We start from the raw sequence: 23,528 nt of genomic DNA, 5'->3' as shown, positions 1-23,528 counted from the left end.
CATAAAAAAAGGGCGCTCTATGCGCCCTTGATTATTTCTGCCGGGAAATAATCGCTACCACACCGCCGGCTCTTCGCGCAGGAACGGGTTGGTCTGGCGCTCGTGGCCAAAGGTCGACATCGGGCCGTGGCCAGGAATAAAGCGCATATCGTCGCCCAACGGCAGCAGCTTGGTGCGAATAGAGGTAATCAGCGCCTGATGGTCACCGCGCGGGAAGTCGCTGCGCCCCACGCCACCGTTAAACAGCACGTCGCCCACCAGCGCCAAACGCGCTTGCTCATTGATAAAGACGATGTGGCCCGGCGTATGCCCGGGGCAATGCAGCACCTTGAGCGTCATTTCGCCCACCTGCATCTCATCGCCTTCCGACAGCCAGCGAGTCGGCGTCAGCGGCGCGCACTCTTCCAGCCCGAACATCCGGCTCTGCGCCGGCAAACCATCCAGCCAAAACGCGTCTTCTTTATCCGGGCCGTAGATTGGCACCTGATAATGGTCCGCCAGCTCCGCCGCCGCACCGACGTGATCCAAATGGCCGTGCGTCAGCAAAATTTGGGTGATCGCCACCCCCTGCTGCGCGACTTCCGCTTTGATTTTTTCCGCTTCACCGCCGGGATCGACCAACGCCGCCTGCTGCGTGTTTTCGCACCAGATCAGGCTGCAATTCTGGCTAAAGGCGGTAACGGGAATAAGATGGTATTTCATAAGGCTCCAACGACAATAACGCCGCTTCCGCAAGGGGCGGCGTTATTCACTGACGGCACAGCGATTACCAAGTCCGAACCGGGCCGGTATCGATGTGTACGAAGTTGCTACGTGGGTAATATCCTACACCACCGGCGCGCATTTTTAACGCCGCTTTGCGGATATTACTCAATTGGATGCCTTCGATGTGGAAGTCCATCGCCTGGCCCTTGGTGTGGTAGCTGTGCTTGGCCACGCCGCGGCTGTGTGCGCGCAATTCGTTGTTGGTATCTACGGAGCGGTAACCGGAGATCAGCTGCACCGGCTTGCTGGTGCCCAGCAGCCCCTGCAGACGATAAAGGTGATCAAACAAGCGGGGATCGATCGATTTAACCTTGTTGGCGCGATAATCGCGGAACAGATGATTTAACCGCACCAACTCTTCTTTATTGTACCCTTTGCCGTCAAAGAACTCGGCTTTAATAGATTCACCGGTATTCAGGTTATTCAGCACTAAAATACGCGGTCGAGCGGTGGAAAGACTGGCAAACGCCTGCCCTGGGAGCAGCGCTATGCCCATAGCGGCGCCACCTAGCGCCAGCCATTTACGGCGGTGATGATCAATTTTGTCCATGACTCTGTTAAACCCGGCAAGAATGTCAAAATAAATGCACAAAGCAGCGCACTGTCCGAACCATAACCGCCTGCGTATGCTGAGTCAACCCGCGATACGCCTAGGTTTACAGGCCCCCGGCGACGGGAGCCTGCGGTATAGCCAAACATTCTGACCGTTATTTATTTATAATTACTGCATTTACTGCATTAATTTTTTGGCCTGAGCCAAAATTTGTGCGCCCGATCGCACCGTATTATCATAATTGTAAATATCTGTACGGAATTGCGGTTGGCCGTCATCCGAAACCCAGGCGGTCAGATAATACAGTTTTACGGGAATGCGCTGGCGAATATTCACATAAGTGGTATTCCCCTCTTTCAGCGTGGAAGACACGCGGCTGTTGTTCCAGCCGGCGTCCTGCAGCAGCATATTCGCCAAATCGGAAGCCTTATTCACCCGCACGCAGCCGGAGCTGAGCGCGCGGATGTCTTTCTGGAACAGGCTGTGGTTCGGGGTATCGTGCAGGTAGATGGCGTCCGAGCTCGGCATATTGAACTTGAAGCGCCCCAGCGAGTTGGTCGCCCCCGGCGCCTGACGGACGCGATACGGGAAGTTGCGCGCAGAAACCATGCTCCAGTCGATCATCGCCGGGTTGATCACTTCCGCATCGTTGCTCCAGCCCGACAGTACCGTATAGCCGTGTTTCTGGAAGTAGTTACCGTCACGCATCGCTTTCGGCACAATGTCCTCACGCACCAGGGTAGTCGGTACGTTCCACGGCGGGTTGACCACCACGTTGTTCAACGCGCTGCTCATCAGCGGCGTCTTACGACTCGGCCGCCCGACGATAACGCGGGAAGACAGCACCTCATTGCCGTTCTGGTAGTAGGTCAGCGAATAGTTGGGAATGTTCACCATAATGCCGGTGCCGACATGCCCCGGTAAAATTCGCAGGCGTTGGATATTCAACGCCAACAGCGCGGCGCGGGTTTTCGGTGACACGTTGAGCCACTCGCGGGTGCGCACGCCGATCACGCCGTCCGCCGTCAGCCCCTGCCATTTCTGGAAGCGCTTGACGCCTTCCACCAGCTCGTCGGTATAGAGGTTGTCGCTCACCACGCTGCCAATCTGCGGCGGCGTCTGTTCCGCGGTCAGCTCCGTCACCGGCGCCGCCGATGGGCTGACCGTCACGCGGCTTTTCTCTTCGTCTACCGTCAGCCCGCCGTCGTCGGGCTCATTGATCTTCGCCGAGACCACCGCCGGTTCCGCTTCCGCTTCCGGCGCCGAGGCGGCCAGCATACCGGTGCGCGTCAGGATCTCACGCAGCGCCGGGATATCATTGCTCATTTGGCCTGGACGCAGGCTCGGTCCGCTGCCCACCTGGGGCCAGGGACGATTGTCCGCCAGCATGTCGCGCAGTGCCTGATGCATCTTGGCGTATTGCGGATGCTGCGGCGCGAGCGAATTCACGTAGCTCAGAGTACGCGCCTGACGCACCGCCAGCTGCCATTGGTTGATCACCGCGGTGGGCGGCAAGCCAAGCTTGTAGGGAATATTGCTGTACAGCCAGTTGTTGCCGTTGGCACCGATGGCGGAGACGAACTGCAAATAGCCCAGCATCGCATCGGACAGCACCGCATCGCGGCCCGCTTCACTGAGCGCCGGATCGGTCAACATCTTCACCCATTGGGTGAACTGCGGCTGCACGCCGGACATCGCCAGCTCGGCCAACTGCTGCTGAAACTGCTGAACGGCCTCGCGATCCTGCCACATCGGCTGCATGTGGTTCGCCGCATACAGCGGCGCCAGCGTGGACAGGTAGTGCAAATCCATGCCACGCGGCAACGCGGCCAGCAGTTCAGAACGGCTCTGCGCAACGGACATGCCTGCTGATGCCACCGGCAATGCCGTGACGGTGGCCGATGCGGAAAACGACGACACAAGACTACAGGCGATAGCGCCACTCAGCGCCAAACGTCGTAGAGAGTTTCCCTTTTTAAGCAACATCCCTTGCCCCCTGTATGCTCACAAAAAAAACGTCAAAAACTGCATATAGTTTCAGTATACAAACAGAAAGGCCGTTTCGCCCTGCGGGCGTCGAATAACTGTTTATGTGATTAAACTAACCGCTTTTCAACGGATAAAAAAGCAGGACTATCATCCACGCATACAAAAAAATAGCCACCCTGCGGCGGCTATTTTCGGATTTTTAGGGCGTTTTTCTGCCTTACGGCGTTTCAACCGGCGCAGTGCCCAGCGCCGGTGGCTCGCCGGCGAAACCGCGCAGCCCCACCACGTGCACATGCTCGTGGTTCTGGAACACCTTGCGCACCAGTTTATAGGTGGTGCCCTTCTCCGGACTGATGTTTTCCGGCGCCGCGATGATCAGCTGCATCTCCAGACGATCGCACAGTTCGAACAGCGTGGCGATCGACTTGGCATCCAAACGCGCCGCTTCATCGAGGAACAGCAGGCGGCACGGCGAGATGTCTTTACCGCGCAGGCGGCGGGATTCTTCTTCCCAGCTCTGCACCACCATCACCAGGATTGACATCCCGGTACCGATGGCTTCACCGGTAGACAACGCGCCGCTTTCCGCACGCAGCCAGCCATCGGAGCCACGGTACACTTCCACTTCCATCTCCAGGTAGTTGCGGTAATCCAGCAACTCCTCACCGATGGTCTGCGGCGTGCGCTGCCCCATGTCGATCTGCGGGTTCAGGCGCTGATACAGTTTGGCCAACGCTTCGGAGAAGGTCAGGCGGTTGCTGTTGAACAGATCCTGATGTTGCTCCTGCTGCTCGGAGAGCACGTCCAGCAGGGTGGCATGCGCTTCGCGCACATTGACGTTCAGCCGCACGCTCTTCACCTGGCCGAAGGAAACGGCCTGCAGCCCCTGATTCAACATGCGAATGCGGTTCTGCTCGCGCTGAATGGTTTTGCGAATGATGTTGGCCACGCTTTTCGAACTGATCGCCAGCTTCTGCTCACGCGCGGTCAGCTCTTCGGTCAGACGGCCCAGCTCAATTTCCATCTGCTCGATGGCCTCGACCGGATCGTCGGTGCGGATGATGTCCTGACGGATACGTTCGCGCAGATGCTGGTAGACCGCGATATAGAACTGAATCTTACGCTCCGGCCGCTTCGGATCTTCCGACAGGCGCAGCACGTCGCGCAGGTGTTCGTTGTCCGCCACGGCCAGACGCAGCGCGCCGAGCGCCTTATCCGACATCGAACGCAGTTCGTCGCCATCCATATACGCCAGCTCGCGGCGATGCAGGCGGCGTTCCACGCCGTTGTCTTTCACCAGGCGCATTACCGCACACCAGCCCGCCTTGGCGGTCACCACCTGCTCGCGCAGTTGATGATAATCGCGTTCCAGCTTGCGCAGTTTCTTCTGCAGGCCGTCCATTTCGGCTTCGCAGAAGGTCAGCTGTTTCTCCAACTGATTGCGGCGAGCGCGGTTGTTGCTCAGCGCCGCATGCAGCTCGTCGCGACGCGCGCGGGCGCGCGCTTCGGCGTTGGCGTCGGCCTGCACGCCAATGTCCACCAGCTCCTGGCTCAGCTCTTTCAGCATGTCGCGCTTGGCGTCATACGAACTTTTCAGCGAGGCCAGCACCTGGCTGTACTGGGTGAACTGGGTTTGATACTGACGCAGCTGCTCGCGGGCGCGGGCGCGTTCGGCTTCCGCCTGCTCCAGGCGCTGGCGCAGCTTGTCGTTGAGATCGTTGTTGGCATTCTGCATGCCGGCAGAGTCGGTGTAGCTGAAGTGCGCGCGACGCTGCACCACTTCAGTCAGCGCGAACGCCTGCTGTTTAGCCTGACGCTGCACGCTTTGCGCCTGCGCGTAGTCCTGCTGCAACTGTTCATGCTGCTGCGGATCGCTCTGCAGCACCGACAGCAGCGGTTCCAGCTTGGTCAGCGACACACCGTGCTGCTGAATATGACGCGCGGCGTCCTGCGCTTCTTCCAACTCTTCGCGGATCTCGTCGACGCGGTCCTGCAACGTTTCATCGTTCAGCAACGACACCAGCGGCATCAGGCGGTTGAGCGCGGAAATGCCCTCTTTGGCCTGATCGTACTGCTGACGCTGCTGCTGGTTCTGCGCTTCATGATTGTTCAGCGCGCGTTCGATCTCGCCACGACGGGCGTTCAGGCCGCGGATCTCCGCCTCCGGGTCGGCGTCGAACGCCACCGCCAGATGGGTACCGATAAAGCGGCTGAAAGCCTGGTGAGAGCGTTGGGTTTTCTGCACGTCGAACGACAGCGTGGCATAGCGCTCCGCCAGCGTTTCACGCTCGGCATGCAGCACTTCCAGGCGGTTTTCGCGCGCCGCGCGGCCGAACAACGGCACTTCCGGGTAGCGGGAATAACGCCACTGGCGATCGGCGATCTTCACCACCACCGCTTTGTCCTGCTCTTCGACGGCGAACACGCTGTCATCGAACGACTGCGGATCCCCTTCGATCAGGTACAGATCTTCCGGGCAATCTTCTAGCCCTTCGAGCATCTCGCGCACCAGCGACAGATCCGGCACCACGATAGCGTGGCGCGAAGGGCCGTACAGCGCCGAGAAGTAAGGCGCGTCGTCGATGGTGACGTCATCGTAAATTTCCGACAGCAGCACGCCGCCGAAACGTTCGGCCAGCGTGACCAGGCGCTGATCTTCCGCGCCGCCCGGCTGGCTGAGACGTTCGATCTGCGCTTCCACTTCACGTTTGCGGGCCGCCACTTCGTCGCGCTCGACGGTGGTTTCACGCTCGCGCTCCAGCAGTTGCTGCATGTATTCGGTCACCTGCTGGCTGTTTTCCAGCGGCTCTCCGCTCTGATCGCTGAGCTGGCCCAGGGCGTCCTGCGCCGCCAGCCACACCGGCGCGCGCGCCGTCAGCTCACGGATGCGCTGCTGGATCTGCTCCAGCTCCTGGCGCATCTCCATGCGGCGTTCACCGGCTTCGCTGACGTTCTGCGACAGCGCTTCCAGGCGCTCTTCCAGCTCCTGCTGCAGCATATCGAGATCGTCAGGCTGGTACTCTTGGCCATGGCGTTTGCAAAACTCTTGCAGCAGGCGCTCGGCATCCTGCTGCGAACGCAGGCGCTGTTCCAGTTCGCTCAGGCGCAGTCGCAGGGGCTGAACGCGCTCGGCGAGGTGTTGCTGCGAAGGCCAGTCGCGCAGCAATTCGCGCGCGCATTGCCAGGCTTCGCTGCGGCTGACCTGGCCGGCGATTTTCCCCACCAGCTGATAGGCCTGTTCAAACTGGCCATGCGCGGCGTCGGCCACGCTCAGCTTCTGTTCCAGCATCAGCAACGCTTCGGTCGCTTCCTGTTCGCGGGCCTGGAAGGTGTCCAGCCACTGTTCGGCGTTATCGGCGGTCAGATCCGGCAGTTGGCACAGGGCGCGTGCGCGCTCCAACGCCTGCAGCGCCTGCTGGTACTGAATGGCGCGGGTCTGCTGCACGTCGAGCGCCTGCTGGTAGTCGGCCAGTTGGCTCTTCAGTTCGTCCACTTCCAGCTCGGCCGCTTCGGCGCGCGCTTCGTTTTCGGCCTGTTGCTCGCTCGCCTCGGCCACCACTTCGTTCTGCTCTTCCAGACGGTAGGTCAGCTCTTCCAGATCGGCTTCATAGCGTTCGATCTTCTCCTGCTGACGCATCGCCGTTTGCACCAGATTCAGGTGGTCGCTGGCGGCCTGGTAATCGGTTTCCAGATCGGATTCGGCACCGCTCTGTTCGCTCAGCTCACGCGCCATTTCCACGTGGCGATACTGTTCGGCGGCCAGCTGCTTGCGGCTGCCCAACAGATCGCTGCGCAGCGCCAGCGCGCCGTCCAGGTGGATGCGGCGTTCGTTGGCGTGGCGCATATAGTCCGCCGCCACATAGGAAGTGGCCTCGGAGATCAGATGCTTGAACAAGTCGCGGTCCGACTGGGTGACGCGGATCGCCTCCAGCGTCATGCGGTTTTCGCGCAGCGCCGCTTCCATGTCCTGGAACGCCTTGCGCACGCCGCTGTTTTCCGGCAGCAGATAGTCGCGCAGCGAGCGGGTGATGGCACTTGAGATACCGCCGTACAGCGACGCTTCAATCAGACGGTAGAACTTGCTGCGATCGGCAGACGAACGCAGGCGTTTCGGGATCACGCCCAGATCGAACATCAGCGAGTGGTAATCGGTGATGGAGTTGAACTGCTTGAACTGCACGCCCTCCATCTCTTCCACGCGATCCTTCAGCTCCTGTAGCGACAGCACGCGCGCCTGGCGCTCACCCACGGTCTGGGTCAGCAGCTCGGTCGGCTGCACCGCGGTCGGCAGGCCCTGGATGGTGAAGGGTTTGATGTCGACCTTGCGATCGCGCCCCGCCACCTGCTGCAGACGTACGCCCACCACCACGCGCTGGTGGCGCGAGTTGACGACGTCGAGGGTCGAATAACACACACCGGCGCGCAGCTTGCCGTGCAGGCCTTTATCGCGCGAGCCGCTGGTGGCGCCCGCCTCGGTGGTGTTACGGAAGTGCAGCAGCGTCAGATCGGGGATCAGTGCAGTGACGAAGGCCGCCATGGTGGTGGATTTCCCTGCCCCGTTACCGCCGGACAGCGTGGTCACCAGCTCATCCAGATCAAAGGTGCGGGCGAAGAAGCCGTTCCAGTTAACCAGCGTCAGCGAGCGAAATTTACCGCGTTCAATCATTCCTGTTCATCCTCTGCACCGTCAGGAGCGTTATCAACCTGCTGATCCTCAGCCTCATTCTCATCGTTCAGCGACAGGCTGGTTTCAACCGGCATCGCCTCGCCGTCGCGAATCATGCGCAGCTGCGCTTCACGCGGATCGTCGCCGCTGCGCACGTCGGCGCCGAAGCGGAACACCGCCTCGGTAATGCGGAACTTGCTGCTGTCATTGCCCATGAAGTAGACCATGCCGAGGCGGCGCAGGCGGTTCAGCGAGGTGCGCACCTTTTCGTGCAGCTTCTGCCGATCGAGATCCGAGCCGGTGGAGCGCTGGTTGACGAACTTCAGCAGCTTGTTCTCATCGGCCAGGCTCAGCAACTCGTCGTACAGCTCCTGATGGCTGAAAATGCCCTCATGCGCCAGGCGCTCGGGGCTGAGATACAGGTAGCACAAGATTTTACCGACCATCATATCCAGTTCGGACAGCACCGAGCGCGGGATCAGCGTGGTGGAGCGCGGGCGCAAATAGAAGAAACCTTCCGGCGCCCGAATCAGCTCGACGCTGTAACGGGTGTAAAATTCTTCCAGCTCATCCTGGAAATCCATTAAAAAGGCGTGGTTGTCCAGCTCATCGATACCGATGTGACGACCCGCGCGCAGTTGGCTATCCAGCGCCGGGAACAGCGAGTTGGACAGTGCCTTGGCCAGTTTGACTGGCATTACTTGTTCAATATTTGTCGATGACATGGGCCTGGACCTTGGCTCCGTAATCATTGATTGCCTGCCATTCCGCCGGCAACCCTGAGAAATCTGCTTCAGCCACACCGAGGCGCACTGCCTGGTCGACCACTAAACGTGCCACGTCGAAATGACGCGCACGCGGATATTGCGCCAGATAATCGCGCATCACCGCTGCAAGGTTGAGCGGCATCTGCTGTTCCTGATACACCTTCAGCGCCTCTTCGATCATTGCCGCCAGCTGTTCGCGAATTTCGCTGAACTCTTCGAACTCCAGATCCGGCGGCAGTTCCCCGGTCACTTCCTCGCTGCGCAGCGCCAGTTCTTCGTCGCGCATGTCCAGCAGACGATCGGCATTGGCATGGGTCAGCGCCCACGGGTGGTCGAAATAGGTTTGCACCGACTGGCGCAGGCGTTGGGCGAACACGCGGTTTTTATCCATATCGATAGCGGTACGGATAAATTTATGTACGTGACGATCGTAACCGATCCACAGGTCGATCGCCTGCTGGCCCCAGCTGATGATGCGATCCAGCTTGCTTTGCAGATCGAACACCAGTTTGTCGACGAAGCCCAGCTCCACGTTGCCGAGGGTCGCATCCTGGATGCGCAGCAGGTTGGCCTGCAGCTTATCGCCCGCCGCATCCAGCGTATCCTGCAGCTCGCGCAGGGTGCCCGAGGTTTCCGACAGCAGCATTTCACAGCTGGAGATCGCCGCCCGCCAGTCTTTGCTCAGTAGCGCCGCGATGTCGTTTTTCACGCTCTGCTGCTGCTCGTCCATCACGCGTTGGGTCATGTCGATGCTGTCGAAAATTTCCGCCACCGAATATTTCAACGGCGCGAACACGTTGCGGTGCCAATGGAAATCGTCGCCGCCCTCGTCGGCGGCGTCGGCGGCGCGCTTGAGCTCCTGCGCCACGATAGACAGCTGCATCGACAGGCGCAGCGTGGAGAATTCGCGTTGGCGAATATAGTAATCGGTAATGCCGATACCCAGCGGCGTGAGGCGGTAAATCGCGTTGCCGTCCGCCAGTTCGCTGGTAAAGCGGTTCAACAGGCGCTGGCGCACCATGTCGTTGATCGCATTGTTGGCGCGCATCGCCACCGTTTCATGCGTCTGTTCAAAACCCTTGCTGACATGGCGAAATGCATCAACCAGCTCACCTTCGCTCATCTCGCCGTCCAGCCGTTCGCCGTTCAGGGTGGCGATGGCGAGCAGAAATGCGAGACGCTCCGTAGGGAGCGAAATAGAGAAATCATTTTTCCGTGCCCAGGCGACCAGTTCGGGTACTGTCTGGGAAAATTCACTCATAGTTCGTCCTTCAGGTTTGGTTTATGCGCCATGACGTGAATGTAGCGCCCCAAACTCACGTACGGCTCCTGCCGGCAATAGTGCTGTTCAAGCGCCAGTAACTCTTCAAATTTTTGTGTTTGCAGCTGTCTGCTCTGCAGATAGTCGTGGAACACCCGCACGCCGGTTTTGCCGCTGATACGCATGCCCAGCTGTTCCAGCCAACCGTAGACCAATAGCGGATCGTGCGGGTATTGCGGCGACAGCGAACGCTTGCGGCGGCGTCTGACCTCGGGCTCCACCAGTTGGAAATTACCCAACACCACGTTGCGCATCAAGAGGCCATTGGCGTTGAAGAACATCAGCGACAGCGCGCCGCCCGGCGTCAGGCAGTTATACAACGCCTGCAGCGCCGCTTCGGGCTCGGCGATCCATTCAAGCACTGCATGAAACAATATCAGATCAACCGGCTGTTCCAAATGTTGAGCGATATCCTGCGCAGAACTTTGTACGAATTGCATGTTCTGGCTCACACCTTTCTGCTCCGCCAGCTGCGCGGCGCGCTGGATCATCTCACCAGAAAGATCGCACAACAACACCTGATGTCCTAATTCTGCCAGCTGGCAGGCCATATGGCCTTCACCGCCCCCGGCGTCGAGGATGCGCAGCGGCCGCTGCGGCAACTGCGCCAGCAGCCCGGTCAGATCCTGCCAAACCACCGCCTGGCGGATTTTTCCTTTCGTGGTGCCGTAAATATTACGCGCAAATTTTTCAGCAATATCGTCAAAATTGCGATCCTGCATGGACAACGGCTCCGCTGAACTCATTATTGTCGGCGGCAAAGCGCACGCCTATTCAAACCTGCTATTTTGACACAGACTGGCTTAGAATGTATCTTCTTGCGGCCTGTTTATGCCTGGATGCCGCTTTTTCACCCAAAAGGATCTGATTTTCGATGCTGTTCAACCTGAAAAAGTTCTTTGGCGCCCTGCTGATGCCGCTACCGTTGTTGATGCTGCTGATGGGGTTGGCGCTGCTGCTGCTGTGGTTCACCCGCTGGCAAAAAAGCGGTAAGACGATTTTCACGCTGAGCTGGCTGTTTTTATTGCTTTTCAGCCTGCAACCGGTGGCCGACCGACTGCTGCGGCCGATCGAAGCCCAATACCAGACTTATCTCGGCAGCGATCCGGTCAGCTACATCGTGGTATTGGGCGGGGGCTATACCTACAATCCCGATTGGGCACCCAGCTCGAATTTGCTCGGCAACAGCCTGCCGCGCGTGACGGAAGGCGTGCGGCTTTACCTTACACATCCCGGCGCCAGGATGGTGTTTACCGGCGCGTCCGCCGGAAGCATGCAAAGCAACGCCGCCACGGCGGCGCTGGTGGCCGAAAGCCTGGGCGTGCCGCGCAGCGATATGGTGATCCTGGGGGAACCGCGCGATACCGAGGAAGAAGCCGCTCAGGTCGCCAAGCTGGTCGGCGAGCAACCGTTCATTCTGGTGACCTCCGCCAACCATTTGCCACGCGCCATGCGCTTCTTCGAGGCGAAAGGCCTGCACCCGATCCCGGCGCCGGCCAACCAGTTGGCGATCGACTCGCCGCTCAATATCTGGGACCGCGCCACACCGTCGTCGATGTTCCTCGGCCATACCGAACGTGCCTGGTATGAAACGCTGGGCAGCCTGTGGCAATGGCTGAAAGGCGCGGATCGCGCCGGCGCAGAGTAAGGCCCGTTCAACCGGCCAGCCAGGGCAGCAGCTGTTGCGACGCATAGTCGAACGGCCGCCGCTCCAGCTTGCCGGTATGAACCAAACGCCCTACCGCTTCCCACACCACATACAGCCAGCGCCGCGCCAGGAAAGCGTCGGCGACCGGCGCGCGCTGCAGATAGCGGAACAGCAGCTGGCTGGGCATACCCGCCTCGCACAGGCGGAAAAGATCGTATTCGCGCGGCGCCCACAGCACCACGCCGGGATTGAGCATCGCCAACAGCTGATCGCTTTTGGGATCCTTCAGCATGCTGCGCAGCGACAGATTACCGTGCACCAGAACACAGGGATCGTCGAAGCCGACGAAGAAATGGGTCAGCGCTTCGCGCGTGCGGTACAGCAAACGCCGATCCGCCATGGTCAGCTGCGGGGTAGTGAGATTGACTACCGTCGCCCACAGCACTTCGACCCGCTGTTGATACCAGAAAAACCAGTCGTTCTCCTGCGTGCTGTCAACGCTGCCGACGCTGCCGTGGCTGTCGATGCGGTGCCAGGCCAATACCCCGTCGACGATCTGCTCCATCAGCATGTTCCAGCGATCCGGCGAACGCGTTGGCGCTTCGGCCGACACGCCGCGCAGGCGCTCGATCAGCAGGATTTCCGTATACGGTGCCTGGTGGGTGCACACCACGCCGTACACCGTAGGCAGCCGAATATCCCCGTCGCGCGCCAGCATCGACAGCTTGTAAGCCTCCTGCTGGGCGATACCCTGACAGATAAAGCTTTTCGCCATCAGCGGGATCGCGTTGCCCTGCCGATCGTACAGCGAATACATATGCGCATAAGGCTGCTCGCTCACCCGCTCCAGCCGGCTGATGGACTCACCCAACACAATGCTCAGTTCAGCGCGTAACTGCTCCATAAGGCATTCACCTCAGGCTAATAAGGGGATACGTAACATCATCGAACGGTGAGCGGAAAAATTCTTCAACGCAGATCAACAAAACGGGGAACAATCATGGGGGGTGTTGCATCGTCGGCGCGTTGCGCGGCGCGCCGACGAACTCAGGCTCAGGGTTGGATGCTGTCGCGCACGCGCTGGAGATCTTCCGGCGTATCGACCCCCACGCTCGGGATCGCTTTCGCGACCGCCACGTGGATTTTTTCACCGTACCACAGCACGCGCAGCTGTTCCAACAGCTCGATCTGCTCCAGCTGGCTCGGCGCCCAGCTGACGTAGCGGCGCACAAAGCCGGCGCGGTACGCGTAGATGCCGATATGACGCAGCAGGCTGTCGCCGATGCTCTCTTTCGACGCGGCGAAACGCTCGCGATCCCACGGAATGGTGGCGCGTGAGAAATAGAGCGCGTAGCCCTGAGCGTCCATCACGACCTTCACCGCGTTGGGGTTGAAAGCCTCTTCGGCGCTCTCGATCGGCACCGCCAGCGTCGCCATACCGGCCTGGCTGCCCGCCAGGTTCTCCGCCACCTGACGCACGATCACCGGTGGGATCAGCGGTTCGTCGCCCTGCACGTTAACGATAATCTGATCGTCGGCAAAGCCGTAGTGCGCGATCACTTCCGCCAGACGTTCGGTGCCGGAATGGTGATCCGGGCTGGTCATGCACACTTCGCCGCCGGCGGCTTCCACCGCTTTGGCGACTTCAGGATGATCGGTCGCCACGATGACGCGGCTGGCGCCGGACTCGCGGGCGCGCTCCATCACGTGTACCACCATCGGCTTGCCGTGAATATCGGCCAGCGGTTTACCCGGCAAACGGGTCGAGGCGTAGCGGGCGGGAATTATAGCGATAAAACTCATGCGTGCTTCTCATCCAGCGACAGCGCGCGCGCTTCATTTTCCAACAGCACCGGAATGCCGTCGCGCAGCGGGTAAGCCAATCCGTCCGCTTTGCACACCAGTTCCTGGTTTTCTTTATTGAAATAGAGTTTGCCGTTGCATACCGGGCAGGCAACGATTTCGAGTAAACGGTGGTCCATGCATCCTCCGTAAGGGGATAGGTCATCTGGGAAAGGCTGTGAGGATAGCATAACGCCCGGCCTCAGGTTAATCACCGGTGGCACCAACCCACCGATATTTCCTCACCGCGCGGGGGCAACCGCTTGAACTGGGGCGCATCCCGGCGTAGAATTTTGTGATACAAATCACAAAAAGGCCGTAATACGTGATCAAACGTCTGCATAAAATCATCGCTCTGTTCGCTAACTTCAGCCACTGAGCCCCTTTGTAACGAGCGGCGCTGAACTTCGTTTTACCCCATCGACGGCGTCGCTCGTTATCCCACTTCCCAGCCGTCCCCCCATTCAGCGGCCAACGCCGCCGGAATGTCGCCCAGCGCAACGCGTTGCGCACCGTGCCATTTGGCCGTACGCGCGATGGCCAGCCGGATATCCTGGGCCCGCTGTTGGCCGAAGCGCACCCGCGGCTCCGCATGGAAGCTGATGATCTCAAACACTCCCTGGCGGCGGTGCGCCTTGGCGTCAATACGCCCCACCAGCTCACCGCGATGCAGCACCGGCAAGGTGAAGTAGCCATAGCGACGTTTTTCTTTCGGCGTATAACATTCCAGCCGATAGTCAAAGTTGAACAGCTCGAGCGCCCGACGCCGATCCCAAACCACGGGATCAAAAGGCGACAGCAGGCTGGTGACCGTCGATTTCAGTTTGCCCTGCTCCGCCAACGGCAGCAGTTCCGCCAGTGATTCATGCACATAGAACGGCCCTTCCAGCCCCTCTACCTGCAGCGGCGTAATCTCCCTCTGCTCCTGCAGCTCTACCAGCAAGGCTTTTGGCGCCACGCGTTTCAGCCGATAGTAGTCCGCCAACCACTCGGCGCGAAAAATGCCCAGATAGCGGCAGGTGCGGCGCAGCATCTGCCTGCGCGCCTGCTCCACAGGCAGCGTATGGCGCGCATCGTCCCAGGCCGGCAACAGCCTTTCGGTCAGATCGTAAACCCGGTGGAAGTTGCGACGCTCGGCCACCATCAGCTTGCCGGCAGTAAACAGGATCTCCAGATGTCGTTTCTCCGGTTTCCAGTCCCACCATCCGCTGTTGCCCTTTTTCTCGGCGCTGAAATCGGCGGAGCGCACCGGCCCCTGTTGTTCGATGTGCCGCAGCAGGCTGTCCATCGCCGCCTGGTGTTGCTGCACCCAGTCGGCGGAATATTTCCAGCCCATATCATGAGGCGCCAGCATGCGGTGCCGCAGCAGACCAAAATCCTCGATCGGCAGGAAACAGGCTTCGTGCGCCCAATACTCGAACAGCTTGCGGCCGGCGAGCGCCTGCTCCAGCCATTCCGGCTGATAGGCCCCCAAACGGCTGAACAACACCAGATACGGGCTGCGGGCGACGACGCTAATGGTATCGATTTGTAACAGCCCCATGCGCTGGATCGCGTTCACGACGTCATCGGGCCGAGCCTGGCGCTTAAGCCGAGAAAGCAGCCCCTGAGCGGCAAGGTGCAGCGCGCGAGCGGCGGTAAGGGAAATTATCGGGGTGGTCATCCTGATATCCGTGGCAAGTAGGCAATGGCCTGATAATAGTGGATATCGAGAGATTTATCTTCGCCAGTGCTTGCGGGTGGCGACACCGGCACTGGCGAGGAAGGAGGGTGCGATCAGAACGCGATAACGTCTGCCGCGGACAGCCCATGTGAGCTGCGATAGATCGAGAACTCTACGTTCTGACCTTCGTTCAACGACTTATTTTTGGTGTTGGCGATAGCGTTGCGATTGACATAGATTTCGTCGCTGCCATCTACCGGTGAAATAAAACCATAGCCTTCGGCCTGATTAAACCATTTCACGCGGCCCATTTTTAACACAGTATTTTTAAACATAACTTATATCCTTTTACTTGAGCATCCTTGACAACGTCATTTTTATATTGTCTGGACGCTACCAGCCCATCCTAAAGTTTTTCGTAACAAACCTCTCGTGAGCAAAAAATAAAAAACCCGCACGAAGGCGGGCTTGTTGAACTTAATATCTTCCGCATGACTCAGCGCTGAGGCGTCACCATGGTTGTATTAAGATCTCTTATACGCGTTCCCTGTCTTCTTACAGAGCAACTACGTTGGCGGCAGCCGGCCCGCGCGGGCTGTCCTGGATGGTGTACTCGACACGCTGGCCTTCAGCCAGGGTCTTGAAACCATCGGTCATGATAGCGGAGAAGTGTACGAATACATCTTTGCCACCGTCGTGCTGCTCAATGAAACCAAAACCTTTGCTTTCGTTGAACCACTTAACCTGACCCGTCTTCTTAGACATTACTTTTACCTTTAAATATATTTACAAAACCTGCCATAAGAGGCAATTGAGACCATTTCAGAAACATTACTTATGGGAGGTACTTAGAAGGTTCGTCTTTGAAGCGGAATCGAATGATAACGTTTTTGGAGGAACTGCTTAACTCTAAACTCGAACATAAATAGGTCTGAATTACAGGCCGACTTGCATTTACTCATAAAACTGGTGAATGCACAAGAGGTTTATTGCATTAAATTCGCTATTACGCCCGATTTATTTTTATCCCCCTGAATACACATGACTTAATTTAACGGTCGCCGCGTCCGAACCACCGCGCCCCTCCGCTCACCAGGGCATCGTTTGCCCGCCTGTGCGCTGCAAATGAGAGCTAACGCATAAAACTCTAATATGCTTGCCGCGTCTATAACAAATCCCAAATCAGATGGCTAAACTTGAGGGGAAAACAAGGCAGACGGCTTTTTCGCCAGCACTTTTGCCGCTAAAAACACGATTTTTCAGATTATGCTGAATCAAGGAGCTATGCGCATGACCGCCCAGCAGTTCGTTTCACCTAATGAAATCCGCGCCAGATTCTCTCACGCGATGTCGGACATGTATCAAAAAGAGGTACCGCTGTACGGCGATCTGCTGGAGCTGGTGGCGGAAACCAACCGGCAGGTTCTGCGCGAAGACGCCGCACTGGCTCATCAACTGCAAATCACCGGCGAGATAGAACGCCTGGCCATGGAGCGCCACGGCGCAATCCGGGTCGGCACTGCAGGCGAGCTGACCACCCTGCGCCGCCTGTTTCGGGTGATGGGCATGGCGCCGGTCGGTTACTATGACCTGTCGGTAGCAGGCGTTCCGGTGCACTCCACCGCTTTTCGCGCCGTACACGAAGACGCTCTGCAGATCAGTCCTTTCCGCGTGTTCACCTCCCTGCTGCGCCTGGAACTGATAGAGGATCCCGCGCTGCGTGCGCTGGCCGAGCGCTTGCTGGCACGCCGCCGCATCTTTACCGATCGCGCGCTGGAGCTGATCGCGCTGCAGGAAGCGCAAGGCGGATTGAATGAAGTGCAGGCGCAGGAATTTGTCGAGCAAGCGCTGGAAACTTTCCGCTGGCACAACCAAGCGACGGTCAGCGCCGAAGAATACCGGCAACTGCACGATCAGCATCGCCTGATCGCTGACGTGGTAGCGTTTAAAGGGCCACATATCAACCACCTGACACCACGCACGCTGGATATCGATCGCGTTCAGCAGGCGATGCCCGGCCGCGGTATTACGCCCAAAGCAGTCATCGAGGGCCCACCGCGCCGCCGCCGCGCGATCCTGCTGCGCCAAACCAGCTTCAAAGCGCTGGAAGAAAGCGTCGATTTCGTTGAGCACGACGGCCACGCCATCGCCGGTCATCACACCGCACGCTTCGGCGAGATCGAACAACGCGGCGTGGCGCTGACGCCTAAAGGACGCGAACTTTACGACCGTTTGCTGCAGGCGACCAACGATGCGCTACAGGCGCCGCCGAGCGAGAAGAATGCCGAGCGCTACTATCAATTGCTGGAGGAAAACTTCCGGGCGTTTCCGGACGATTACGCTACGCTGCGTGAGCAACAGCTGGCCTGGTTCCGCTATTTCCCGACCGAATGCGGCCTGGCGGCCAAAGAGTCGCTGGATAAGCACAGCACCCTGGAACAACTGATCGAGAAAGAACACGTTCGCTTCCAGCCGCTGGTGTATGAAGATTTTCTGCCGGTCAGCGCGGCGGGGATTTTCCAGTCGAATCTGGGGGACAGCCGCCACGCGCAATACAACGCGACTTCCAGCCGCGCAGCGTTTGAACAAGCGTTGGGCAGTGAGGTGATCGATGAGCTGGCACTGTATCAGCAAACCCAGCAGCGTTCGCTGGAAGCCTGCGCGCAAGCCCTGGGGCTTATCACGCTGGCGTCCTGAGATTATTTAGTCAGTAGAGATTCGATATCCTGCAGCAGTTGCTCAGCCTGAGCGGACGGTAGCACCGCATCAACCGGCAAATACCACCAATTAGGCTGGGCAAAGGCGCGACACTTCACCGCGTCCTTCTCCGTCATCAGCAGCGTCTGATCGGCTGCAGCCAGCGCCGCCAGCTGCGGCTGCTGATATTCCTGATGATCGGCAAACGCCACTTCCTGCACCACCTCGACGTTCAGTTTTTCCAACGTCGCGAAGAAACGCGGCGGATGACCGATACCCGCCATAGCCACCACGCGCGGCAGCTCGGCCGCCGGGCGACGTTCACCGCTCAGCAGGTTCACCGCGTCACGCGCCTGCAGGCGCATGGCAATCTCTCCCGCCTGCGCCACGCCGCCATTGGCGACGCGCGCATCGACGCTGCCAAGCCGCGCGGCACGCTCGCGCATCGGCCCGGCCGGTAACCACCAGCCATTGCCGAAACGGCGCACGCCGTCGATGACCACCAGCTCGAAGTCACGCTGTAAGGCATAGTGCTGCAAGCCGTCGTCGGTGATGATCGCATCCAGCGGCTGGTGTTGCAGCAAGGCCTGCACCGCCTCGGCTCGCTTGGGCGCAATCGCCACGGGCGCGCCGGTGCGCTGATAAATCAGCACCGGCTCATCCCCCGCTTCGCGGGTTGAGGTATTCTGATTGAGCACCAGGGGATAGACCGCCGACTTGCCGCCGTAACCGCGCGAGACCACGCCAATGCGATAGCCCCGCTGCTGCAGGTGTTCCACCAGCCAGATCACCATCGGCGTTTTGCCGTTGCCGCCGGCAGTGAGGTTGCCCACCACCACCACCGGCACCGGTGCGCGCCAGCTTTTGCGCAGGCCGCAGCGATAGCTGAGGCGAATCAGCCAACTAAACAGGCCATACAGCCAAGAGAGCGGCAGCAGCGCCAGATAAAGCAGCGAACCGCCGGACCAGATGCGCTCAATCATTATTGACCAAACTGCATGCGGTGCAGCTGCGCATAGGCGCCCTGCCGTTCAAGCAATTCGGCGTGCTCGCCGCGTTCGACGATGCGGCCGTCCTCCACCACCAGGATCTCGTCCGCCTTCTCAATCGTCGACAGACGGTGCGCGATCACCAGCGAAGTACGGTCTTTCTGCAACTCGTCAAGCGCAGCTTGAATAGCACGTTCGGACTCGGTATCCAGCGCAGAAGTCGCCTCATCCAGGATCAGGATCGGACAGTCACGCAGTAACGCACGCGCGATGGCGATACGCTGACGTTGGCCGCCGGACAGCATTACGCCGTTCTCACCGATCACCGTATCCAAGCCGTTCTCCATCTTGTTGATGAAGTCCATCGCGTACGCCATTTCTGCCGCTTTCTCAATCTGCTCGCGGCTGTATTCGCTCTCGCGCGCATAGGCGATGTTATTGGCGATGGTGTCGTTGAACAGATGCACGTTTTGCGAGACCAGCGCCACCTGATTACGCAGTGAGGCCAGGGTATATTCGCGCAGATCGTGGCCATCCATCAGAATTTCGCCTTCCTGGATATCGTAGAAACGCGTCAACAGGTTGGCGATGGTGGATTTCCCCGAACCGGAACGGCCCACCAATGCAACGGTCTTGCCTTCAGCGATTTTCAGGTTGATATCACGCAGCGCCGGCGTTTCCTTGGATGGGTAGTAGAAGGTAACGTTACGGAATTCGATATCGCCTTTCGCACGCTTCACTTCGCGGGTACCGGTGTCTTTTTCCTGTTCCATATCCAAAATGGAGAACAGCGTCTGACAGGCCGCCATCCCGCGTTGGAACTGGGCATTGACATTGGTCAGCGACTTCAGCGGGCGCATCAGCGCGATCATCGACGAGAACACCACAGTAATAGTACCGGCGGTCAGGGTTGCCATCACGCTTGGGAAGCTGGCGGCAAACAGTACGAACGCCAGGGCCAGCGAAGCGATCAGCTGTATGATCGGATCGGAAATCGAAGACGCGGAGACCAGTTTCATGCCCTGTTGACGCATGCGGTTGCTGACCGAGTTAAAGCGCTCGGTTTCCACCTGCTGGCCACCGAAGATCAGCACTTCCTTATGGCCTTTCAGCATCTGCTCGGCGCTGGTGGTCACCTGCCCCATGGTGTTCTGCATGTTCTTGCTGATGTTACGGAAACGCTTGGACACCAGGCGAATGGCGATGGAAACGATCGGCGCCAGCACGATCAGGATCACCGACAGCTGCCAGCTGTAGTAGAACATCATGATGAACAGGCCAATGATCGAGGCCCCTTCACGCACCACGGTCACCAGCGCACTGGAAGAGGAGGAAGCCACCTGCTCGGAATCATAGGTAATGCGCGACAGCAAAGTCCCGGTAGACTGCTGATCGAAGAAGGCCACCGGCATTCTCATCATGTGGCCAAACAGGCGGCGGCGCATCTGCATCACCACCATGCCGGAAACCCAGGAAATGCAGTAGCTTGAAACAAAGCTGGTCACGCCGCGCATCAGCATCAGCGCAATCACCGCCAGCGGCATCCACACCAGCACGCTGCTGTCGGTTTTTCCAAACCCATCGTCCAATAGCGGTTTAAGCAGAGACAGCATCAGCGTGTCACCCGCTGCGTTCATAATCAACGCAATGGCGGCCACAATCAGCCCGGTCTTAAAAGGAGTGATCATCGGCCAGAGTCGACGGAAAGTCTGCCAGGTCGAGAGATCTTTATCATTCATCATGCAAATACCAGCATCGGAAGAAATAGCGGCCTATTTTACTCATTATCACCCTCTACGCCAAACCGCTGATGGTACCAACGGGGCATTAATTGTTCGCGAAAGCCTTTAATTTGCCAATCGTTGTCGAAAAAAAGTACCGATAACTGGCCAGAGCGCGTCGTATCACGCCATATAATGCCATTTGCCCGGTATCTGGCGACCACTTTACGCGCAGGCAAACGCCATTTGTTGTAACGAGATGCAGACGCCAGCGCCGCCTCAGGATTGACCGCGCGCAGAAACGGCGGTGTGGAAGAGGTTCTGCTGCCATGGTGCCCCACCTGCAATATCGTGGCCGCTAAACGGTCGCGCCGCAATCGAATCAGCTGTGCCTCCGCTTTCTTTTCCGCGTCGCCGGTAAGCAGCAGGCTGTATTGCCCGTCGTCGATACGAATCACGCAGGAGTCGTCATTGACCGGCCTTTTGAGCGTTCTCGGCGGCCACAGCACCTCGAATTGCAACGACTGCCAACGCCAACGCTCACCGGCGACGCAGGGCAAGTGCCCCACCCCGCGTATCGGGCTACGCACCGTCGCCTGTGGAAACGCACTCTGTACCGTCGGCAGCCCGCCGATATGATCGAGATGATCATGGCTGATAATGATCTGTTCCAATTCAATTCCTCGCCAGTTCAACATCGGCAAAATATGCCGTTCGGCGGCGCTGCCGCCCGGCCAACGATCGCCGGTATCGTACAGTATTCCCTTGCCGTTTTGCTCAATGACCACCGCCAAGCCGTGCCCGACATCGAGCATATCGACTCGCCAGCGGTATCCCGGCTCTTTTTCCCGCCACAGCACACAGCATATCGCTATCGTCGCCAGCCCCGGGGCATAACGCCGCCACCAATGAAAGCGCCAACAGATAACGATAAGCCATCCCGCTATGCTGGCCAGCAGCGAGGCAGCCCCCAAATCCACCCAACCGCGTTGCAGGTAATTCAGCGGCACAAACACCCAGCTCAACGTGAAATCGGCCAACCACCAAAGCCCGTAACTTAGCGAGGGGAAGACGCCGCCGATCACCGCCAGCAAAATCAACGGCACCGTCACCAATGAGACGATCGGCACCGCCCAAAGATTGGCCGGCAACGAGGTCAGCGTCAGGCCTAAAAACAGTGCGACCTGCATCGGCACCAGTAGCAGCGTCATGCCGAGCTGAATATGCAGCCAGCGTACCGGCGCCCAATACCACGCCGACCGGAATCGCTCACCGATCGGCGCCCATTCAAACCAAAAAATCAGGCAACCTACCGCCAGCACCGACAGCCAGAAACTGTCTGACAATATCGCCAGCGGATCGCACAGCAAAATCAGCCCGATACACCATAGCCACACCTGCCAGGAAGAACAATGAACGCCGCGCAAGCGCAGCAGCATCCACAGGGTCATCGCCAACGCGGTGCGTACCGCCGGCGGCTGGGCGCCCACCAACCAGACATAGATCAGCGTCGCCACCCAGCCTGCGACCAGCGGAAAGCGATAGCCAATCAGATGGGCGGGAAGAAAAAACTGCAGCGCACGCAGCACCGCCCAAAACAAAATGGCGACCATCGCCACATGAAGCCCTGAAATGGCCATTAAGTGCGCAATGCCGGTTTTCAGCATCAGCGTGCGCAAAGCCTGTTCAAGTGCGGTTCGTTCTCCAAAAGCTAGCGCCAGCAATACCGCCTTGTAACGCAATTCACCGATGTTGGTTTCCGCATGGCTGATTATGCGCTGGCGCAGGCCGCAATCGCCATCCAGCAAACGAGCCTGCCTGACCTGCGCGGTCAAGGGTTGGCGCTGCGCGATTGCCCAACGCTGGCTGTCAAAGCCGCCTTCATTGAGCTTACCGTGCACCGGCCGCAAACGCAGTTTCAACTGCCAACGCTGCCCGGCGCACAGCCGCTGCCGTTCTGGGGCCCACGTCGTGGTAAACGCCAGCGCAGGCACCAACCAATGGCCGTCGACTCGTTCGATGCGCATCAGCGTCTGCTTACTGGTGGCAGGCTCCAGTGCGATGCTGCTCACCTGTACCACCGCCGTTACATCCGGCATGCGGCTTAGGTGCTCCATTTGCCCAAGCAGGCTTCCGGCGTTGAAAACCGCCCATATGAATCCCAAACCCAGGCAGGCCAAATAGCGGCAGATCGGCCAACGGGTGCGCAGCAGTAAACAGGCGACAAACAGCATCGGCCACAGCAGCCATGGCTCTGGCAACCGCGGTAAAACCAGCAGCGGCAGGATGCCGCAGATGACGGCGAATATCGCCAGATCCAGCGAAATTTTGATCGCTCTTCTCCCTTCGGCTCCACCATGAGCAAAAACGCGTCACGGTAAGCAAGCAGGATCGTTGAGGCGATATGTCGCCGCCAGCGGGCTTTAACGAAGATGCGGTGAGCATGGCAGGATAAGAGAGGCCTATGCAGCAGCCACACCGCAAATGCGGCGCAGTACGCAATTTACGAGCGTATCATGGAGAATCGCAGGCGAAAAAAAACGGCGCCTTAAAGGCACCGTTTTATATTCTTTACAAGCAACAACGCTATGAGCAGTCAGCGACTAGCCATAGATATTGGCGCGGTCACGCAACTCTTTGCCGGGTTTGAAGTGAGGAACGTACTTGCCATCCAGCTCAACTTTGTCACCGGTTTTCGGATTGCGGCCTACACGCGGGGCACGGTAGTGAAGAGAAAAACTGCCGAATCCGCGGATCTCAATGCGTTCGCCCTCGGCCAGCGTTGCGGCCATGTGCTCAAGCATCTCTTTCACTGCATCCTCAACGGCCTTCGCCGGAATATGAGATTGCTGGCCAGCAAGTCTTTCAATAAGTTCAGACTTGGTCATAGTACCTCCAAGCTTTGCA

General features: G+C 58.9%; 19 protein-coding genes. 2 read left to right on the top strand and 17 right to left on the bottom strand.

Annotated features, from left to right (window positions below; genetic code table 11):
* Positions 1-54: 54 nt before the first annotated feature.
* The 7 genes from QDT79_RS12855 to cmoM all read right to left on the bottom strand — a co-directional run bounded on the left by QDT79_RS12855 (position 55) and on the right by cmoM (position 10,783).
* Entirely contained in the window at positions 55-702 is a 648-nt protein-coding gene (locus tag QDT79_RS12855) for an MBL fold metallo-hydrolase (RefSeq protein WP_063989434.1), read from the bottom strand.
* Between the two features lie 64 nt (positions 703-766).
* Complete coding sequence (mepK, locus tag QDT79_RS12850; protein WP_025302289.1) at positions 767-1,315, bottom strand: peptidoglycan L,D-endopeptidase MepK; 549 nt, start codon at positions 1,313-1,315, stop codon at positions 767-769.
* A gap of 180 nt (positions 1,316-1,495) precedes the next feature.
* Positions 1,496-3,304 carry a L,D-transpeptidase gene (gene ldtD / locus QDT79_RS12845; RefSeq protein WP_074181186.1) on the bottom strand — a complete coding sequence of 603 codons (1,809 nt, stop codon included), beginning with the start codon at positions 3,302-3,304 and terminating at the stop codon, positions 1,496-1,498.
* A 220-nt stretch (positions 3,305-3,524) separates the two neighbouring features.
* Complete coding sequence (mukB, locus tag QDT79_RS12840; RefSeq protein WP_107227723.1) at positions 3,525-7,973, bottom strand: chromosome partition protein MukB; 4,449 nt, start codon at positions 7,971-7,973, stop codon at positions 3,525-3,527.
* Positions 7,970-8,698, bottom strand: coding sequence for a chromosome partition protein MukE (gene mukE, locus QDT79_RS12835; RefSeq protein ID WP_033637863.1), 729 nt, complete (start codon positions 8,696-8,698; stop codon positions 7,970-7,972). Before mukE ends, mukB begins: the two co-directional genes overlap by 4 nt.
* Complete coding sequence (gene mukF, locus QDT79_RS12830) at positions 8,679-10,001, bottom strand: chromosome partition protein MukF (protein ID WP_004928228.1); 1,323 nt, start codon at positions 9,999-10,001, stop codon at positions 8,679-8,681. Before mukF ends, mukE begins: the two co-directional genes overlap by 20 nt.
* The gene (cmoM, locus tag QDT79_RS12825) at positions 9,998-10,783 is read right to left on the bottom strand and encodes a tRNA uridine 5-oxyacetic acid(34) methyltransferase CmoM (RefSeq protein ID WP_063989431.1); all 786 of its coding nucleotides are present in this window, start codon (positions 10,781-10,783) and stop codon (positions 9,998-10,000) included. Before cmoM ends, mukF begins: the two co-directional genes overlap by 4 nt.
* Positions 10,784-10,935: 152 nt before the next feature.
* On the opposite strand from cmoM, the gene elyC reads away from it, so the two are divergent.
* Positions 10,936-11,709: an envelope biogenesis factor ElyC gene (gene elyC / locus QDT79_RS12820; protein WP_308316583.1), complete on the top strand. Its 774-nt coding sequence runs from the start codon at positions 10,936-10,938 to the stop codon at positions 11,707-11,709.
* Positions 11,710-11,716: 7 nt separating this feature from the next.
* On the opposite strand, the gene QDT79_RS12815 is transcribed toward elyC, so the two are convergent.
* The 6 genes from QDT79_RS12815 to cspE form a co-directional block, all read right to left on the bottom strand.
* Complete coding sequence (locus tag QDT79_RS12815) at positions 11,717-12,613, bottom strand: YcbJ family phosphotransferase (protein WP_308316582.1); 897 nt, start codon at positions 12,611-12,613, stop codon at positions 11,717-11,719.
* A gap of 149 nt (positions 12,614-12,762) precedes the next feature.
* Positions 12,763-13,512: a 3-deoxy-manno-octulosonate cytidylyltransferase gene (kdsB, locus tag QDT79_RS12810; protein WP_004928235.1), complete on the bottom strand. Its 750-nt coding sequence runs from the start codon at positions 13,510-13,512 to the stop codon at positions 12,763-12,765.
* Positions 13,509-13,691: a Trm112 family protein gene (locus tag QDT79_RS12805; RefSeq protein ID WP_004928237.1), complete on the bottom strand. Its 183-nt coding sequence runs from the start codon at positions 13,689-13,691 to the stop codon at positions 13,509-13,511. Before QDT79_RS12805 ends, kdsB begins: the two co-directional genes overlap by 4 nt.
* 296 nt (positions 13,692-13,987) lie before the next feature.
* Positions 13,988-15,214, bottom strand: a complete 1,227-nt coding sequence (locus tag QDT79_RS12800; protein WP_308316581.1) for a winged helix-turn-helix domain-containing protein — start codon at positions 15,212-15,214, stop codon at positions 13,988-13,990.
* A gap of 113 nt (positions 15,215-15,327) precedes the next feature.
* Complete coding sequence (locus tag QDT79_RS12795) at positions 15,328-15,549, bottom strand: cold-shock protein (protein ID WP_004928241.1); 222 nt, start codon at positions 15,547-15,549, stop codon at positions 15,328-15,330.
* A gap of 220 nt (positions 15,550-15,769) precedes the next feature.
* Complete coding sequence (cspE, locus tag QDT79_RS12790) at positions 15,770-15,979, bottom strand: transcription antiterminator/RNA stability regulator CspE (protein WP_004928244.1); 210 nt, start codon at positions 15,977-15,979, stop codon at positions 15,770-15,772.
* Positions 15,980-16,504: 525 nt separating this feature from the next.
* On the opposite strand from cspE, the gene hglS reads away from it, so the two are divergent.
* Complete coding sequence (hglS, locus tag QDT79_RS12785) at positions 16,505-17,911, top strand: 2-oxoadipate dioxygenase/decarboxylase HglS (protein ID WP_063989427.1); 1,407 nt, start codon at positions 16,505-16,507, stop codon at positions 17,909-17,911.
* A 2-nt stretch (positions 17,912-17,913) separates the two neighbouring features.
* Here the strand turns inward: hglS and lpxK are convergent, their stop codons facing one another.
* The 4 genes from lpxK to ihfB form a co-directional block, all read right to left on the bottom strand.
* Entirely contained in the window at positions 17,914-18,894 is a 981-nt protein-coding gene (lpxK, locus tag QDT79_RS12780; RefSeq protein ID WP_197816496.1) for a tetraacyldisaccharide 4'-kinase, read from the bottom strand.
* Complete coding sequence (msbA, locus tag QDT79_RS12775; RefSeq protein WP_063989425.1) at positions 18,894-20,642, bottom strand: lipid A ABC transporter ATP-binding protein/permease MsbA; 1,749 nt, start codon at positions 20,640-20,642, stop codon at positions 18,894-18,896. The genes lpxK and msbA overlap by 1 nt, the downstream gene beginning before the upstream one ends.
* Before the next feature lie 35 nt (positions 20,643-20,677).
* Positions 20,678-22,948, bottom strand: a complete 2,271-nt coding sequence (locus tag QDT79_RS12770; protein ID WP_308317183.1) for a ComEC family protein — start codon at positions 22,946-22,948, stop codon at positions 20,678-20,680.
* A 276-nt stretch (positions 22,949-23,224) separates the two neighbouring features.
* Positions 23,225-23,509 (bottom strand): integration host factor subunit beta, encoded by a 285-nt coding sequence (gene ihfB / locus QDT79_RS12765; protein WP_004928264.1) that lies wholly within the window; start codon positions 23,507-23,509, stop codon positions 23,225-23,227.
* Positions 23,510-23,528 lie beyond the last annotated feature (19 nt).

This window comes from Serratia marcescens (genome assembly GCF_029846115.1).
In the GTDB taxonomy this organism is placed as follows: domain Bacteria; phylum Pseudomonadota; class Gammaproteobacteria; order Enterobacterales; family Enterobacteriaceae; genus Serratia; species Serratia marcescens_L.
This window is presented reverse-complemented; position numbering and strand designations above follow the sequence as displayed.